Source organism: Erwinia sp. JUb26 (assembly GCF_003751505.1).
Lineage (GTDB): Bacteria > Pseudomonadota > Gammaproteobacteria > Enterobacterales > Enterobacteriaceae > Erwinia.
The window spans coordinates 554,820-570,314 of the sequence record NZ_RJVB01000002.1; the positions used below are offsets into that span (position 1 = coordinate 554,820).

Sequence of the window (15,495 nt, forward strand, 5' to 3'; positions counted from 1 at the left end):
CCCGTTTTGCCATGCTATCATCTGCACTTGCCGTACAAGGAATAGCCGACGGATCCGCTTCGCGGTCTGTTTCAGCCCCAAATGGAGAGAGCCAACGCCCGTTATGATCCCACGAATTTTAACTTCTTTTTTACTGCTGTTGTGTGCCCTGTTCAGCGTCAGCGGCAGTGCATCGCTTTTCGGCCAGGGCAGTAACAGCCAGTTTGTGCCGGTTAATCAGGCTTTTGCTTTTGACTTCAGTCAGCAGGATAAACAGCTCACGCTCAGCTGGCAGATCAAGCCCGGCTACTACCTCTATCGTCAGCAGATGCAGATTCGCGTGCAAAACGCCACGCTGGCGAAATGGGAGCTGCCTGCCGGCAAGCCGCATGAGGATGAGTTCTACGGCAAAACCGAAATCTACCCTGAAAACCTGACGCTGCCGTTTACTATTCAGCAGGCGGGTGCCGGGGCGCAGCTCACCGTCACCTATCAGGGCTGCGCTGCCGTTGGATTTTGCTATCCGCCGGAAACCCGCAGCGTACCGCTTAGCGCAGTCTTCGGGCAGGAATCCGCGTCCGCGCCGGGCGCACCCGTCGCGACGCCACCGATGGAGAATTCCCCTGCCACAACCGGTACTCCGTCTGCCGCTGAAGCTTCGCCACTTGCCCACGGCGATACGTCCGCCGTTGCCGCTTCCCCACTCGCAGCCAGCACCCCGTCCGCTGCTGATGCGGCACAGGGTGCCGCAAATAACCCGTCCGCTACCGCAGCGCCGGTGGATGAGCCCACGTCGCTGCCGTTCTCCCCGCTGTGGGCGTTACTGATTGGTATCGGCGTGGCCTTTACACCCTGCGTACTGCCGATGTACCCGCTGATTTCCGGCATCATTCTCGGCGGCAGCCGCAAATTCAGCCTGGGCCGCCTGTTTATGCTGGCGATGATTTATGTCCAGGGGATGGCGCTTACCTATACGATAATGGGTATCGTCGTGGCGGCAGCGGGTCTGCGCTTCCAGGCGGCGCTTCAGGCCCCTGCCGTGCTGATCGGCCTGTCGGTGCTGTTTATCGTACTGGCACTATCAATGTTTGGTCTGTTTACACTACAGCTGCCTTCCTCCCTGCAAACCCGGCTTACCCTGTGGAGCAATCGCCAGCAGGGCGGATCGCTGGCGGGCGTGTTCCTGATGGGCGCGCTGGCCGGGCTAATCTGCTCCCCCTGCACCACCGCGCCGCTGAGCGCGATCCTGCTGTATATCGCCCAGAGCGGCAATATGCTGGCGGGAGCCGGTACGCTCTACCTCTATGCGCTGGGTATGGGCCTGCCGCTGATCGCCATTACGCTGTTTGGCAACCGCCTGCTGCCGAAGAGCGGCCCGTGGATGCAAACGGTCAAAGAGGGCTTTGGCTTCGTGATCCTTGCCCTGCCGGTGTTCCTGCTGGAACGAGTGATCGGCGATGTCTGGGGGCTACGGTTGTGGAGCCTGCTCGGTGTCGCTTTCTTCGGCTGGGCGTTTATCAGCAGCCTGAAGGGCAGTCGTGGCTGGCTGCGCGTACTTCAGGTGATCCTGCTGGCAGCAATGCTGATTGCCGCGCGTCCGCTGCAGGACTGGGCGTTTGGGCATCAGGCCAGCGCTGCGTCCGCTGTACATCTTAAGTTCCAGCGCATCAGCAGCGCGGCGCAGCTCGACCAGACGTTACAGGCCAGCGGTGGAAAAATCACCATGCTGGACCTGTATGCGGACTGGTGCGTGGCGTGCAAAGAGTTTGAGAAATACACCTTTAGCGATAAGCAGGTGCAGTCAGCGCTGAGCAACGTGCAGCTGCTACAGGCCGATGTCACCCGCAACAGCAGCACGGACAGCGCGCTGCTGCAGCATTTGCAGGTGCTGGGGCTGCCGACCATCCTGTTTTTCGATGCCGGTGGTCACGAGATCCCTGGCTCACGCGTCACCGGCTTTATGAAGCCGGATGATTTCCACCAGCATTTGCAGAAAGTGACACCATAAACAACACTAAGGTCTTATTGCGCATCCGTGGCGATGCCAGACCGGAACAGAAAAGGAGAGCCAATTGCAGCGTGAACAGGTACTCGAGCATGCCCTGAATATCCTCGAGAAATACGGATTGGCGGCAACAACCTCTCTTACCATGCTGGTCGGAGAGCTGGATTGCTCAGAAGAAGAGATCAAGCGTTTCTGGCCCGATCGTGAAGCGCTTCTGTATGACGCCCTGCGCTATCACGGCGATCAAATTGACGTCTGGCGTCGCCAGCTGCTGCTGGATGAAAACCTGAGCCCCGGGCAGAAGCTGCTGGCACGCTACCAGGTGCTGACAGATGCGGTGAATAACCAGCGCTATCCCGGCTGTCTGTTTATTGCCGCCTGTAGCTTCTATCCGCAGGCCGACCATCCGATCCACCAGCTTGCTGAACAGCAAAAGAAGGCATCCTGGCAGTATACCCACGAGCTGCTGGCTACGCTGGGCGCGGATAATCCCACGCTGGTCGCCCATCAGATGGAGTTAATTCTGGAAGGCTGCCTGTCACGATTGTTGGTGAAACGTCAGGTGCAGGACGTTGAAACCGCCCGCCGGCTGGCCGAGGACGTGCTGGCTATCGCGATGTGCCGCAAGAACGGTGCACTGTCCTGAGCAGCTTTTGCGCCATCAGAGCAAAAAGCAGGCAGTTGGCGGGGATTTAGGTATTTTTTATGACAAAGCCGTTGACGCCGAACGGCCATTACGGTTTAATGCGCCCCGTTGCCCGAATAGCTCAGTCGGTAGAGCAGGGGATTGAAAATCCCCGTGTCCCTGGTTCGATTCCGGGTTCGGGCACCATATTTAAAGAACCCGCCTAACGGCGGGTTTTTGCTTTTCAGCGTTCCGGTAGATTTCCGGTCGTCTTAGCCACATATGTCGCAACTCTGCCACTTCCATCCAGCCTGAGCATTTCTCACGCGCAGTTACCCGCTTTTCGAGCCGCTGTGACGTTGCCTGCCACACCTCAAATTGCCCATACACACTATTCCGACCCTATGATCATGACCTCCCAGACATTCATTCTGAAAGTGCTTTGACACCTTTCCTGCACGTAAAAAAACGATGAACTCACAGTTAAAAGTGGGCGCAGCGACGGTGGAATGAGTCTGCTACGTCGTCGGCGCTTTTGGCTATTTACGGGCTTCGCTCAGGTCGAAGCGCACCGGGAGGCTGATGCTGACCTCGGCCATGCCTGCGGCCATCTCCGGCGGTGGTGGCGGCACCGGCGACGCGCGCAGCGGTAGTTCGGTGGTTTCCCGATCCAGCGAGCTGACGCCGCTCGAATGCAGCAGCTTCACCGCCAGCACCTTGCCCTGGCGGTCGAGGGTAATGCTAATCTGCGCTACGCCCTGCCGCTGCTGGCGCAGCGCGATCGCCGGGTAGCGCTTATAGCGGCTGAGATGCGCCAGCAGTTCGCCGCTCCACGCCGAGGCGTTGCGGCTGGGCTGGACTGCGGCCTGGTTACGCGGGGCGGCAACGATTTTGCCCGCCATCGGCGGCGGCGCGCTGGTATCCGGCGCCGCCACCGCGCGGGAGGGCGGGTTCGGCAGCGCCTTTTCCACCGGGCGCTTCGGTTTTTTTTGTTTCTCCACCGGGGTTTTGTCTGGCTGTGCGGCGGCGGTCGTGCGGTGAATAAGGGCGTCGGGCGCCTCCGCCAGCTGCGGCGCGGCCTGCCGGGTTGGCTCGGCCAGCGCGGCGATCGCCTGCACCTGGCGCACGCCGGTCGGCCTTTTCTCGCTGTCCGGCACCGACTCGGCCTGCTGGGCGACCGCCAGCAGCAGCATCGGCTGTGCAGCGGGCAGCGGCGGTGGGGGCGCCGCACGGTAGCTCAACCACAGCAGCAGCGCGCCGTGCAGCGCCAGGGTAAACAGGCCGGCCGCGACCCGGCGGCGCTGCCGCAGCGGGGCGGGAAACGGGCTGGAGGGAAGGACGAAGTGAGCGATCATAAGCAGCGGTACCCGGATTGGCCGTGAAAGGTGCCCGATATGCCTGAGAACAATCGGGGGATTACCTTGGGGTCACCCGAGGGGAGGGAAAAGGGCAGAACCGCGCTGAATTATGGGGTTATTTATCTTAAACTGTATTTATCGTAGTTTTATATTCTACTGTGAATATTAACATCACTCTTTTTGAGCGTATTCGTCTGTTAATGGCCAGCTACGAGATGCTGATAAAGTATTTCGACAGCGAGCTGACCTGAACCGGCAGCGTGCCGGGCAGCGAGGCGATAATCCGATCGGTGTCAGCAAGCGGGAAGGCGCCCGACAACCTCAGGCCGGCGACCTGCTGACCGCAGCGGATTACGCCGCGTCGGTAGCGCGCCAGCTCGGTGAGAAAGTCATCCAGCCGCATATTGTCGGCGTACAGCATTCCCTGCTGCCAGCCGGGTTCCCCGCTGATCCTGCCCACCTCGCGGAAACCGCTGAGATTCAACCGGCCGCCGTAGCCTGCGTTGAGGGTGGTGCGCCCGCCATCCAGAGGCGTGACGCTAAGCTGGCCGTGGAAAACCGCAAGCTCGCTATAGTCGTCGCGCAGCCGCAGGCTGAAGCGGCTGTTGTGCGCCTGCACGCTGCCCTGCGGCAGCGACACCTGCAGCGGCATGCCGCTACGCGGCGAGGCGACCAGCATTTCGCCCTGTAGCAGGCTGATCTGCGGCAGGCTGACGTTCACCGCGGTCTGGGTGTTCAGCAGCAGATCGGTGCCATCGCTCAGCGTAATCCGCTGCTGCTCGCCGATCGCCGTGCGGTAGTCGGCCTGCCACGAACGCCAGGGCAGCGTCCCGGCGCCGACCGCGCCGATCAGGCCAAGGCCGACCGCGCAGCGCAGCAGCCGACGGCGCTGCGGGTTGGCGACCGTCGACAGGCTGCGGTGCGCCGCCTCGCCGTTCAGCTGCGAGAACTGCGAGGAGAAGCGGCTGATATGCTGCCAGGCCCGCACGTTTTCCGGGCTTGCCGCCAGCCAGCGCTGCCAGCCGTCCTTATCCTCGCCGTCCGCCTCTTCCGACATCAGCTGCGTCAGCCACGCCACCGCCTCGCGGGCGCTCTGAGGGTCAATCTCTTCGGCCATCGTGCCTCCCTCCGCCGTCATTACGCCGACAGCGCAAAGAAGCAGTGCAGGTTGGCACGCTGTAGATACTGTTTCACCGAGCTGGTTGAGACGCGCAGGCGTTCTGCAATGTCGCTGTAGCGCATGCCCTGCAGGTGTGCCAGCAGGAACGCTTCGCGCACGTGCGGCGGCAGCCCGTCAAGCGCCCGGTCGAGCTGTTCCAGCATTTCAATCGCCTGCTGGCGCACTTCCGGCGAAGGGATCGCCTCTTCCGGCAGCTCGGCGAGCGCCTGCAGGTAGTGATCTTCAATCTTTTTACGCCGGTAGAAGTTGGCGACCAGGCGACGTGCCACCGTAGCCAGGAACGGGCGCGGCTCGCGGATCGTTAACAGCTGCGGGCTGAGCAGGATGCCGATAAAGGTATCCTGCGCCAGATCTTCCGCATGGGACGGGCAGCTAACCCTGTTGCGCAGCCAGCTGCACAGCCAGCTGTGATGCTCAAGGTAGAGCTGTTCGGCAAAACCGTGGGACGCTGCGGTCTGTTTCCTCGCCATGCAAAACACCCGATAGTAATGATAGTGAAAATAACAATCATTATTATTTAGATAATGTAAATGGCGTGTCAAGTTATTGCTGAATTTTAACGCGCTTTACCCCGGTATGCGGCAGCGCGTGCGGTTCGGGGGCCGCTGTGGCCCCCGCTGGGAGGAAGGTTTAGAAACGCTGGCTGACGCTGAACTTGAAATTGCGCCCGACGCCGGAAACCGATTCGCCGAGGTACGGATAGTAGTTGTGGTTCAGCAGGTTATCGACGGTGACCCGCGCCTCAAGACCGCGCCAGAAGTTTGGCTCCCACGAGGCGAACAGGCCGTACAGCGCGTAGCCGGAGGTTTTCGGCAGCGCCCAGACCGCCGCCTGAGGATCGCCATCCACCGGCGAGCGATCCTGCTTGCGCACGAAGTCGCCGGTTACGCCGAAGGCCAGATTGGCACGCGGTACCTTCAGGCCGAGCATCGCATGCGCGGTCGTCGGCGGGATTTCGGCGATCCATGTTTCATTGCCCCACGGGTCGCGCGGTGAGCCGTCGCGCTTACCGCGAATCGATGACAGCGACAGGCTGCCGAACACGCTTTCGCTGTCGTAGAACGACTCAACCTCAAACCCTTCAATGGTGTAGCCCGGCAGGTTGCGGTAGTTGGAGAGCGGCTGGCCGCAGCTGCCCTCTTCGCACAGCACGCCGCGGCGGTAAAAGATCTCGTTCTTTCCGCGATTGCGGAACAGGGTGGTGCGGATCTGCAGGCTGTCCTTGTCCAGCAGCAGGTCGTTGAAGTCAAGCACCGCACCCAGCCGGATACCGGTAATGCGCTCCACCTGCAGATTGCGGCTGGTGCCCGGCACGCTGGAAGCGGCGGACTGCACTTCGTACTGCTCGTCAATCACCGGCGCGCGCCAGGTGCGGCTGACGTCGGCAAACAGCGAGACGTTACGCGTCGCCTTCCAGATGGCGCCAAGGTGCGGCGACCAGCCGGTGTAGGTCACGCTGCTGTAGTCGTGGCCGGCCAGCGGATCGCTGTCGTTATAGCGCGGCGCGAGGTTCGGCCGCCCGGTGTTGGTGACGTGGTCGTAGCGCAGGCCAGGAGTGATCGTCAGGTCGCCGTAGCTCACCGCGTCCTGCAGATAGACGCTGCGCGTCTCCTGTTTACCCGCCGGCATATAGTAAGGCTGGAAGTAGCCGTAGTTGTAGCTGGCGTTGGTCGCGCCGGACGGGTAGTACATCAACGTATCACGGTCGTGCTTGTGCAGCTGCATACCAACCAGCAGCTTGTGCTCCAGCGGCCCGCTGCTGAACTCGCTCACGTTGCTGACGTCCAGCTGGCGGTCGGTGTAGCTCACCCAGCTCTCGTTGCCCAGCGTGCCGAGATAGCTGGACTGCGAGGCGGAATCAGGACGCCGGTCGTGCTGCTCGGTTTTCGAATAGGCCAGCGCCACGGTCAGATTGACCAGCGGCTGTGACTCCGGGGCGAGGTTCCACTTCGCCGAGTAGTTGCTGTCCTTCTGATCGCGGTAGACCAGAATACGGCGCCAGGCCTCCTCATAGCCGTAGCGGTCGATGTTCGCCTGGCTCGGTGCGGCGATGTCGTCGCGTTTGGCGGCAAACGGCTGCCAGCCGTCGGATTCGGAACGCATCGCCGAGAGGGTCAGGGTCTGCGAGTCGGTCAGATAGAGGTTAGTTTTCAGCAGGTAGGAGGTCTGATCGTTCTCAGAATAGGCGAAGCGCGTACCGTCCGGGCGCTTGATGTTACCGCCGTCGCGGCGGCTGGCGTACAGCACGCCGTCGGCAAATCCCTCCTCGCTGCGGCCGTACAGCGCGCCGCTGTAAATACCCTGCCGATCGTTGGTGTGGTAGCTGTATTTCAGCAGGCCGCCGAGATCTTCACCCGGACGCAGCATATCGCCGGCGTCTTTGGTTTCCATCGTGATGGTGCCGCCGAAGCCGCCGTTGGCGTTCTGAATGTTATGCGGCCCCTTGTCGACGCTCACGCGCTTCAGCAGCTCCGGCTCAATAAATACCGAACCCTGGCGATATTTTTCGAAGCCCTTCGGCGCGCCGTCCAGCACCACCTTAACGTCTTCCATGTCGCCCATGCCCCAGATATTCAGGCTCTGCCCGCCCGGACGGGGCGAACCGGCCATCGAAACGCCCGGCAGCTTGTCGAGCAGGCTGGCGACGTTGTCGGCCTGGATGCGGTCGATATCCTGCTGGTCCAGCGTGGAGCGTCCGGCGGCGGTGCTGTCGGACAGCCCGGCGACCACCGACAGCTCAGGAATGGCAAGAACCTGTTCCGCCGCGCTGTCGACCAGCCGGTAGCCGCTGTCGGTCCGTTCAGCGCGCAGGCCGCTGCCGGCTAACAGGATGTCCAGCGCCTGCTCAACGCCGTAGCTGCCGCGCACGCCGGCGCTGTTTTTCCCGCGGGTCTGCTCCGGGGTGAAAATCAGGATGACGCCTGCCTGGCCGGCGGCGCTGCGCAGCGCGCCCGCCAGATCCCCGGCCGGAACCGCGAAGGTCCGCGCTGCTGGCTGCTGCAACGTAGCGGACTGCGCCAGCGCGCCAACGGGCACGACGGCGGTGGCGGCCAGCAGGCCGGTGATAGCAATAGCGAGGCGACTACGGCCAGAGGCGGCCCCGGCGCGCGTCGGCCGGACTGTATTTTTTATGGTCATTACGCGGTTCCCTGAAGGTATTGAATCGAAAGCTCATCAAAGAGGTCACGCGAGGAGAGAAATCGGGCAGAAAAAAAAAGAAATTGCCGACGAGCGCCAGTTTGTCGACCTGGCGCAGTCACAGCTCTGGTACGGCGAGGAAAGGACGATAATTTCGGAGTCACCAAAATAACGTCGCCGCTCCAAACCTTATTTCCAGCTATTCCCCTGGAGCCTGGCTTCAGGGGGAAACACATGCCGGGCCATGGGCAGGAGAATTGAGCTGCGCAGTGAAATAAAATCCCCGCCTGCGGCCCTCAGGTGCGACGCTCCTCATTCCGGCTATTTCTCCCTGTGATTCTCTACCACTAAAAATACGATAAACATCACCCGGCCAGTGGGGGCGAAAAATTGAGTCCAGGATAAAAGCCCTAAAATTCATCCCCGCTCTTAGTACAAAATAAAAAATAGAATAGAGCACCCGTGGCTTATTCACCGTAACAAATCTGCTACCAGAAGTATGTTTATCATTCGTTTAAACAACACAACAATAACCACATAATAAATAAGTGTTATTTGAATTTATACAACGCGGGAGAATAAACAACCAAACTGTCAAGTACCTGTTAATTGTCTTCATCTATTATTTAAACATTAACAATAGACGTCCCTCGCAATCTCTTGCACTAAGTGGCCATTTTTTCCTATAGGATAAAGACCAAAATGGTACTAAAAAATAGCATGAGAGGATAAGGAATGTCAGTGGGGATCTTAAAAGAGTCGAAGTATGAAATATTGGCCATCCTGCGAGAAGAGTGCAGAGTTAAATCTGAAATAGATATTTATTATCAAGGAGAACTGTGGGCAGCAAATATTAAAAAGGTTGATTTCTCATGTTTTTATATTAATCCTGGTGATACTGATTTTTCATCTATTATTGATGATGCTGCGTTTTCATTTGTACTGCACAGCCAGTTAGGAAAAATTGAGTTTAGTGCAGTACTCAATACGGCGTGTGACCGTCAAAACACCACCAATGCCATTGCTTTTTTTTTGCCCGATCGCATTAACATTTTGCAACGCCGCTTAACACAACGCGTACGTGTTAAGAACGACCCGGAATTTTTCTGCTCGGGTCGGCATAAAAGCGGTGAAAGCTATAAATGTACTATCAACGATCTTTCCGAAGGAGGATGCTCATTTATCTCTGACTCCTTCAAAAAAAAGTTTATGGATAAAGGAATGGCATTAGACAATGTGGAGATTTCACTTGCGGAATACGGTATTATTGTCACCAGTTTGAAAGTGGTTAACGTCACGCCGGTCTATCAGGATCGTTCACATGAACGAAGTGTATTTCGCATCTCCTGTAAGTTTAACTATAAAAATCCCGAGACAAAAAAATACATTGAGGACACCGTATTAAAAATAACCGTTGACCAAAAACTTAAGGCCAGACGATTTTAGAAATCGATTAATTTTATATTTGGATAACTGTTGTCTATTCTGGTTGTCATTGCCCTCGGCGATGACAAATCAAATGAGCACTCACACCTGAAAAAATAATGAGCAATACAATGCTTAACGATCCGTTATCTCGTAGCGACATAGCCATTCGTTATGTCTATCAGAAGATGTTTTCCCCCGAGGGGAAACTCGTTGCCGTTGAATGCCTTAGCCGCTTCGACCGAAGCGCCGTCTCGCCCGAGGATTTTTTTCGTAATGTAAACAACTCACTGCGGGAAGCTATCTTTATTGAGCAGCTGGCGCAGGCCGAGCAGCACCGGGACTGGTTCCTGGAGAACGCGGTGTTTCTCACCATTAATATCGACGATCATATTCTCTCTGTTCTACAGCGTCATGATATTGCCGAAAGAATTGAAAGGCTGGGATACGTTCATTTTGAGGTTGCTGAATACTCCATAAGTTTACTGAATCACGCGCTGGCGAGCCATTTACCCCCGCTGAAAGCCTCACTCTGGCTGGATGATTTTGGTTCCGGCTACGCCGGGATCAATGCCATTCGTGGTTATCATTTTAATTATGTAAAAATTGACAAGGGATTTTTCTGGCATTTAAAGGAAAAAGATCACGGACGCCAGTTAATGCAGGCACTCATTACCTTTCTGTCGAAAAACAATCACCGTGTCATTATTGAAGGTGTGGAAAATGAAGAACATCAACGCTGGCTAAGCGGTATGGAGTGGTTTGCCATGCAGGGATTTTACTGGCAGGAAGTCAGCATCGAACAATTAGTGCAGGAACCGATAATCAGCTAAGACGCCGGAGTTATCCGGCATCATTCACCACGAGAACTAATTATACACCAGCTCCAGTGTTGCCAGGCTGCTAATCGGTCCGCTGGTCACCTGCTGCGGCGAGGTCGTCACATAGCCAATGTAGTAAGTTAATATTCCGCTGCTTGCCGATTGACCCTGCATCTGCACCTGATTCTGCTGCGGGTCGGCCGGGACAATTTTATTTTCCGCCGCCAGCGTGCTGCCGTCATTCGTCGCCAGAGCCAGATAAATATTCCGCGCACCGTCGGGTAAAATATTATCCAGATACTCCGCGCTGTCGTTATTCACCGCACTCATTCCCACACCCGTAATCCAGCGTACGCTAACGACCGGCAGCGGCATTTGCCGATCTTCCGCGCCTGGAGCATTGAGCTGGCACTTCGACAGTTCCAGCGTAAAGGGCTGAGGTTTCATAAACGCCCCCGCCCCTCGCTGGTGAACTTCGCTCAGGCTTACCGGTGCCAGCCAGATATTCCCGCTGCCGGCATTATTGCTGCCGTTTAGCGCCACGCTGCATGACGTATCGCTGACGCGTCCGCGAAAGTCGATGCGTCCGTCATCATAGAAGGGTGTTTGCCCCTGGGATGAAAAGACGCAGACCCCGCAGCCCAGCAGCATCATCTGAACGATTTTTTTAAGGGTTAAATACGATACCGATCCGTTCATCTCCCTCTCCCGGGTTAATCGTACGTCAGGTTAAAGACCATATGAGATTCCACTTCACCGGTCGAGGTGGTCGGCAGATACTGATAGAAACGAGCGCGATAAGGCAAGCTGATATAGCGCGTTTCCTGACTTTGCAGGGTACCGATGCTGTATTTTTTATTAAACTCGATCGGCGATCCGTCTTTCAATACCTGCACACCAATTCCCTTCGCCGCCGAATTGCCGGTTTTCTCGTTAATCAGCGCCCCTTTGGTCGCGGTGGTATTGGTAGCCAGATTCCCGGAGAAGGTGGTATTGATGTTCGCGAAGCCGGACGCGCTTAAACCGCCGCTGCACTGCAGCTGAATATTGAAATCTTTGCCACCCGCAGTCGTACCGACCCCGTTTAAATCGGAACGCTTAATGGTTCCCACATCCACGTTCATATTGGTGCCGCTTAATACCGTACAGGATGGCGAAACAATGGTGATCGCATTGGCGCTGAGGTAGGTATCCAGAATGGGGTTATTGCCGTTTTCCCAGTCGTAGCTGGTATATTTCCCCGCCGCCAGGGTGCCGCTCCCGGTGGTGGTCGCGGTTTTAATAATCTCCAGGGTAAAGCGCGAGCCCTCCAGCGAATAACTGGTAGTGCGGGTCACCGTTGAGGAAAAGGTATCCGGATAGACGATATTCACCGTCGCCCCGCCGCGGCTGAAGCGCATGCCAATTCCCGGCACGTTGGTGGAAAACACCTTATTACCCAGGTTGGTACTGCCCGCCAGCGCCATCTTTGCCACAAAGCGGTTGGTACCCGAGGTACAGGTGTAGCTGGATCCGCCTGGGGCATTCATCGTCCAGTTGCGGGTGGCAATCACCGACCCCACCGGCAGATCGGGCGGGACCACCACCCTGCCCACCACCATATCCAGCTGCACAGTTGGCTGAGAAAGACGGCTACAGGCTGCCCAGGCAGACGTTGTTCCCATCATCATCAGTCCCATCAACACCAACAGCTGCTTACTCAGCGACATACCCGTTCCTTATTATTTTCCTGGCCCAGCTCAACCGAGCACTCTCCGCCGCTCCACTTCACCACCGCGCGCCGCGCGCTGGCGTCGCTGATAAACAGCATGCTGCCCTGCCCCACTACGCCGATGGCCTTACCGTCCGTATCGTAAACCGAGGCGGCAAACGGCAGCGGCGCACGGTTTGCCTGGCGAGCCAGCAGTGTGATGTTGTGCTGGATGGAGGTCGTGAAGGCGACTTTCACCACGCTGTCTTCCCACGGCACCACCTGGGCCACCGTCCGCTCGAAAGCAACGTCGTCGCTGCTGCCTTTAGGATCGATTTCCACCGAGTTGATACGGTAGGGGCGCAGATACGGCAGCAGCGCATAGCCGTTTTTATCCACGCGCGTCCCCGGTGAACCCGGCAGCTCGGCACCGGCGGCATCTTTCGCCTCGACCAGCGCCATCGTGGTGCCGGTTTCCGGTGACAGCACCACGCCGCCGCCGTGGGCAATCAGCGTACCGCTGCCGCCCAGCCCGCTCTGGCGATAGCCCGCGCCCTGGCTGTAGCTGCCGTTCAGCGTGGCCAGCGGCGTACGATAGCTGCCGTTCAGCGCCACATCATGCTCACCACCGCTGGAGGTGGTGGTGGAAATGCCGTAGTTGAGGTTATTGCTGCTATCCAGCGAGCCGCTGACGCCAATCTGCGAGCTGCCGAAATGCGAATTATTAAATGAGGTATTCGAGGTCAGGTTGGCCGTACGGCCTTCGCCAAACCACAGCGGATAGCTGAAGTTGAGCGATACGCGATCGTCGCGGCTGTGGCCGGAACTGTCCGGGGTATAAACGCGCTGAGCGCCAACCGACCATGACAAACGGCCAGCCATATTGTTGTAGCTAAGCTGGTACTGCTTCTCAGTGCCGGAGCGGTTCCAGTAGTCAGATATCCGACCGCTAAGATAGAAACCGCCCCAGCCGTCCGGCAGGCTCTGGTTCACGGTAAAGGTCAGGCCGTTTTTCTGCCGCCACTGGGTGTAATTGCTGTCGTAGTATTTCTCCTGATCGACCGCAAACAAAGCGTCGTTCAGGTTGTAATAGCCTTTGGTGGAGTAGCGATAGGCCGCCAGCACGATGCTGGTCTGGGTTTCAGTGAACATCCGGTTAAAGGTGGCGCGGTAGCTCTGGCCGTTTTCATTCAGCGTATCGCTCTTCAGCCGCGACTGGGTGACATCAAAGGAGACCGCACCAAAGCCGGTATTCATCCCGGTGCCGAGCAGGAAGGCCTGATAGTCATTAAAGCCGGTGGCGCCAACATAGCCGGTAAACAGGTTATTCAGACCGCGCTGCCAGGTGGCCTGATACAGGACGGGCCGGTTGCGTAGCGAGCTGTCATCAACCTTACCGGCGGAAAGCGCATAGCGCGTCATCCCCGGGCGCAGCAGCTGCGCCACCGAGGCGTAGGGCACGTTAAACACCTCGGTGCTGCCGTCGGATTCTTTCACCGACACTTCCAAATCGCTGCCGTAGCCTGAAGGATAAACATCTTTTAACACAAACGGCCCCGGCGGCACCGTGGTCTGGTAAATCATGTTCGCGCCCTGGCGCACCGTCACCAGCGCGTTGCTCTGCGCCACACCACGGATCTCCGGCGCGTAGGAACGCATCCCGTCCGGCAGCATATTGTCGTCGGTCGCCAGGTTCACGCCGCGCACGCCGATAGTGTCGAAGAATTCACCGTTGGTGAAGATCTGCCCGGCGCTGACGATGGAATCCACCTGCGGCAGCGGCCGCTGGACGTAGGTCTGATTGCTGCTCCAGCGTGCGCTGCCCTGCTGCTGCTGCCAGTTCAGATTCCCCACGTGCTTCAGCAGCCAGCCGTCCCAGGAGAATCCCGCATTAATGCCCAGATAGGCGCTGCTGTTATCCGAACTGTCCCCGGCCGACGCATGGCTGGTCCAGGTGTTCGCCATCCAGCCCAGATTCAGCGCGGTAATGCCTTTATCCCAGAATTCCGGGCTGACAAAGTTTTTAAAACGCTGATCTTCATAGATTTGCGGCACGGAGATTTCCAGCCGCAGGGAGGACTGAATCAGGTTGTCTTTAATCGTGTCTTCGCTATGCCACGCCGCCAAACGGCCGCAAAAACCCGCCTGCTGGCTGAGCGTGGGATTAAGCTTTTCTGCGGCAATACCAAACTGCGTCAGCATCGCGCGGGTGTAGCAGATCCCCATTTTCCCGTCTTGATCGCGGGTGACATTGAGATCGTAGCGCCCTTTCCACTCGCCGTTGGTGTACACGTCGAGTGAATAGGTTCCCTCAGTGATGGCGCTGGTAGAAAATCGTGACAGGTCGACTTTTTCGCGGCTGCCAACGATAAAACCGTCGTTAAAGGTGTAGGTCGCCCCTGGGTTTTCCTGTCCGCTGGAAACTAACGGCAGACCGCAGAGCGCAACTGCAATCGCCGTGCGTAAACCTGCCGGGCAGAATGACTTCTGCTTCATCATTTTCACCCTTATTTAACGGCGACTTTCACAGCAACATCGGCACCATAATCATTGATATTGTTAACAGTCAGCGTCTCGCCCTTGCTTACCGCCGCGTTCAGCACAACCACCTGGCTCGACTGAGGGGCAAGCATCACCGTTTTGCCATTCAGCGGCTTGCCGCCGTCGCGTGAGATGCGGCTGACGGTGATATAGAACGGCGTGGGGTTCGAAACCGATAAGCGAGTCCCGCTCGCCGCCAGCGCGAGTTGTTCCACGGCCGCATCGCGGTTGCCCAGCCCGGTCGGGCGATAGATAAATTTAAATCGTGAACGGATCGCCAGCTGCAGGACGTTCTGCCCCTCATTTTTGCCGCTCGCCACCACCGGCGGGATTTCCAGCAGGTTCAGCCACCACAGCGTCTCTTTATCTTTGGCTAATCCGGCATCGCTGCCGAGTTTGATACGCAGGGTCTGGCCGCTTTTAGCATCCACGCGGGAAATTGGCGGGGTAATAATAAACGGCGTGGTAATGGTATCCGGCGTGGCGTCGGGATTACCGTTATCCAGCCAGGTTTGCGCCAGCGCCGGGCGATCGGCGGTGTTGGAAAGCTGCACCGTTATTTCTTTTTCATTTCCCGGATAAATAAAGCGGGTGCCGTTAACAATAATATTGTTGGCGCTGGCCGCAACGCTAAAAATGGAAAAGAAAAAAAGGGCAATCGACTTCATGCTGACCTCAGAATAAAAAAATAAGCGGCAGCGGGTGCCGCTTTATCACTGTTTAAATCGGCTTA

At 57.6% G+C, this 15,495-nt stretch carries 12 protein-coding genes and 1 tRNA gene; 5 read left to right on the forward strand and 8 right to left on the reverse strand.

Features of this window, described 5'->3' with window-relative positions:
* Window positions 1-103: 103 nt before the first annotated feature.
* From dsbD to EC836_RS07675, 3 genes are all read left to right on the forward strand, one after another.
* Complete coding sequence (gene dsbD / locus EC836_RS07665) at window positions 104-1,987, forward strand: protein-disulfide reductase DsbD (RefSeq protein ID WP_123331712.1); 1,884 nt, start codon at window positions 104-106, stop codon at window positions 1,985-1,987.
* Between the two features lie 64 nt (window positions 1,988-2,051).
* Complete coding sequence (locus EC836_RS07670; protein WP_123331714.1) at window positions 2,052-2,630, forward strand: transcriptional regulator; 579 nt, start codon at window positions 2,052-2,054, stop codon at window positions 2,628-2,630.
* Between the two features lie 110 nt (window positions 2,631-2,740).
* Window positions 2,741-2,816 (forward strand) — tRNA-Phe (locus EC836_RS07675).
* A gap of 332 nt (window positions 2,817-3,148) precedes the next feature.
* On the opposite strand, the gene EC836_RS07680 is transcribed toward EC836_RS07675, so the two are convergent.
* The 4 genes from EC836_RS07680 to EC836_RS07695 form a co-directional block, all read right to left on the reverse strand.
* A complete protein-coding gene (locus tag EC836_RS07680; RefSeq protein WP_123331716.1) occupies window positions 3,149-3,964 on the reverse strand; it encodes a TonB family protein in 816 nt (271 codons plus the stop codon).
* A 211-nt stretch (window positions 3,965-4,175) separates the two neighbouring features.
* The gene (locus EC836_RS07685; RefSeq protein ID WP_158612773.1) at window positions 4,176-5,084 is read right to left on the reverse strand and encodes a FecR domain-containing protein; all 909 of its coding nucleotides are present in this window, start codon (window positions 5,082-5,084) and stop codon (window positions 4,176-4,178) included.
* A 20-nt stretch (window positions 5,085-5,104) separates the two neighbouring features.
* Window positions 5,105-5,617, reverse strand: a complete 513-nt coding sequence (locus tag EC836_RS07690; protein WP_123331720.1) for a sigma-70 family RNA polymerase sigma factor — start codon at window positions 5,615-5,617, stop codon at window positions 5,105-5,107.
* Between the two features lie 160 nt (window positions 5,618-5,777).
* Window positions 5,778-8,285: a TonB-dependent receptor gene (locus EC836_RS07695; RefSeq protein ID WP_123331722.1), complete on the reverse strand. Its 2,508-nt coding sequence runs from the start codon at window positions 8,283-8,285 to the stop codon at window positions 5,778-5,780.
* Between the two features lie 735 nt (window positions 8,286-9,020).
* On the opposite strand from EC836_RS07695, the gene EC836_RS07705 reads away from it, so the two are divergent.
* Both EC836_RS07705 and EC836_RS07710 read left to right on the forward strand, forming a co-directional pair.
* On the forward strand, window positions 9,021-9,731 hold the full coding sequence (locus EC836_RS07705; RefSeq protein WP_123331725.1) for a flagellar brake protein: 711 nt from the start codon (window positions 9,021-9,023) through the stop codon (window positions 9,729-9,731).
* Window positions 9,732-9,829: 98 nt separating this feature from the next.
* A complete protein-coding gene (locus EC836_RS07710) occupies window positions 9,830-10,543 on the forward strand; it encodes an EAL domain-containing protein (RefSeq protein WP_123331727.1) in 714 nt (237 codons plus the stop codon).
* A gap of 36 nt (window positions 10,544-10,579) precedes the next feature.
* Here EC836_RS07710 and EC836_RS07715 read toward each other — a convergent pair whose 3' ends face one another.
* Genes EC836_RS07715 through EC836_RS07730 form a run of 4 tightly spaced genes read right to left on the reverse strand, consistent with a single transcriptional unit; the run spans window position 10,580 to window position 15,430 of the window.
* On the reverse strand, window positions 10,580-11,230 hold the full coding sequence (locus tag EC836_RS07715; RefSeq protein ID WP_370347026.1) for a fimbrial protein: 651 nt from the start codon (window positions 11,228-11,230) through the stop codon (window positions 10,580-10,582).
* Between the two features lie 14 nt (window positions 11,231-11,244).
* On the reverse strand, window positions 11,245-12,240 hold the full coding sequence (locus EC836_RS07720; RefSeq protein WP_123331729.1) for a fimbrial protein: 996 nt from the start codon (window positions 12,238-12,240) through the stop codon (window positions 11,245-11,247).
* The gene (locus tag EC836_RS07725; protein WP_123331731.1) at window positions 12,231-14,717 is read right to left on the reverse strand and encodes a fimbria/pilus outer membrane usher protein; all 2,487 of its coding nucleotides are present in this window, start codon (window positions 14,715-14,717) and stop codon (window positions 12,231-12,233) included. The genes EC836_RS07720 and EC836_RS07725 overlap by 10 nt, the downstream gene beginning before the upstream one ends.
* An 11-nt stretch (window positions 14,718-14,728) precedes the next feature.
* Window positions 14,729-15,430, reverse strand: coding sequence for a molecular chaperone (locus EC836_RS07730; RefSeq protein WP_123331733.1), 702 nt, complete (start codon window positions 15,428-15,430; stop codon window positions 14,729-14,731).
* Window positions 15,431-15,495: the final 65 nt, after the last annotated feature.

What these genes read in the sequence shown, in the direction of transcription:
- EC836_RS07710 (WP_123331727.1), top strand. Translation starts at nt 9,830, where the DNA reads ATGAGCAATACAATGCTTAACGATCCGTTATCTCGTAGCGACATAGCC.
- EC836_RS07685 (WP_158612773.1), bottom strand. Translation starts at nt 5,084, where the DNA reads ATGGCCGAAGAGATTGACCCTCAGAGCGCCCGCGAGGCGGTGGCGTGG.
- EC836_RS07730 (WP_123331733.1), bottom strand. Translation starts at nt 15,430, where the DNA reads ATGAAGTCGATTGCCCTTTTTTTCTTTTCCATTTTTAGCGTTGCGGCC.
- EC836_RS07695 (WP_123331722.1), bottom strand. Translation starts at nt 8,285, where the DNA reads ATGACCATAAAAAATACAGTCCGGCCGACGCGCGCCGGGGCCGCCTCT.
- EC836_RS07715 (WP_370347026.1), bottom strand. Translation starts at nt 11,230, where the DNA reads ATGAACGGATCGGTATCGTATTTAACCCTTAAAAAAATCGTTCAGATG.
- EC836_RS07690 (WP_123331720.1), bottom strand. Translation starts at nt 5,617, where the DNA reads ATGGCGAGGAAACAGACCGCAGCGTCCCACGGTTTTGCCGAACAGCTC.
- EC836_RS07720 (WP_123331729.1), bottom strand. Translation starts at nt 12,240, where the DNA reads ATGTCGCTGAGTAAGCAGCTGTTGGTGTTGATGGGACTGATGATGATG.
- EC836_RS07680 (WP_123331716.1), bottom strand. Translation starts at nt 3,964, where the DNA reads ATGATCGCTCACTTCGTCCTTCCCTCCAGCCCGTTTCCCGCCCCGCTG.
- EC836_RS07725 (WP_123331731.1), bottom strand. Translation starts at nt 14,717, where the DNA reads ATGAAGCAGAAGTCATTCTGCCCGGCAGGTTTACGCACGGCGATTGCA.
- EC836_RS07705 (WP_123331725.1), top strand. Translation starts at nt 9,021, where the DNA reads ATGTCAGTGGGGATCTTAAAAGAGTCGAAGTATGAAATATTGGCCATC.
- dsbD (WP_123331712.1), top strand. Translation starts at nt 104, where the DNA reads ATGATCCCACGAATTTTAACTTCTTTTTTACTGCTGTTGTGTGCCCTG.